Origin of the sequence: Xanthomonas sp. BRIP62415, assembly GCF_003993515.1 — a bacterium.
Taxonomy (GTDB): domain Bacteria; phylum Pseudomonadota; class Gammaproteobacteria; order Xanthomonadales; family Xanthomonadaceae; genus Xanthomonas; species Xanthomonas euroxanthea.
On record NZ_QEZH01000047.1, the window covers coordinates 1 to 392 of the forward strand.

Here is a 392-nt window from a genome sequence, read left to right on the forward strand (position 1 = left end):
CCCGTGGCCCTGGCGGCGCTGGCAGCGCGCAGCCGCGGCGTGGTGATCGCGCTGGGCGATAGCCCCAGCCAGGCGCTGACCTATCGCAACGACGGCGCGGCGCGCCGCGAAGACAACAGCGTCGCCTACAGCTGGTCGCTGTTTCTGGCATCGCCGCAGCAACGCAAGACCCTGCCGCTGCATGTGCCGATGGCCGCGGCCATCGGCACATGCAGCGGCAGGGTCTTGCGTTGCTGCGGCGATGCCAGAAACAGCGACCAGCTGTAGGCGACGCTGTTGTCTTCGCGGCGCGCCGCGCCGTCGTTGCGATAGGTCAGCGCCTGGCTGGGGCTATCGCCCAGCGCGATCACCACGCCGCGGCTGCGCGCTGCCAGCGCCGCCAGGGCCACGGG

At 71.9% G+C, this 392-nt stretch carries 2 pseudogenes; one reads left to right on the plus strand and one right to left on the minus strand.

The window, feature by feature from the left end:
- A pseudogene (locus tag EO141_RS21270) lies at nucleotides 1-204 on the plus strand (PhoPQ-activated protein PqaA family protein); the annotation flags it as partial.
- On the opposite strand, the pseudogene EO141_RS21265 reads toward EO141_RS21270, so the two are convergent.
- Nucleotides 189-392: pseudogene (locus EO141_RS21265) on the minus strand (PhoPQ-activated protein PqaA family protein); the annotation flags it as partial. The pseudogenes EO141_RS21270 and EO141_RS21265 overlap by 16 nt on opposite strands.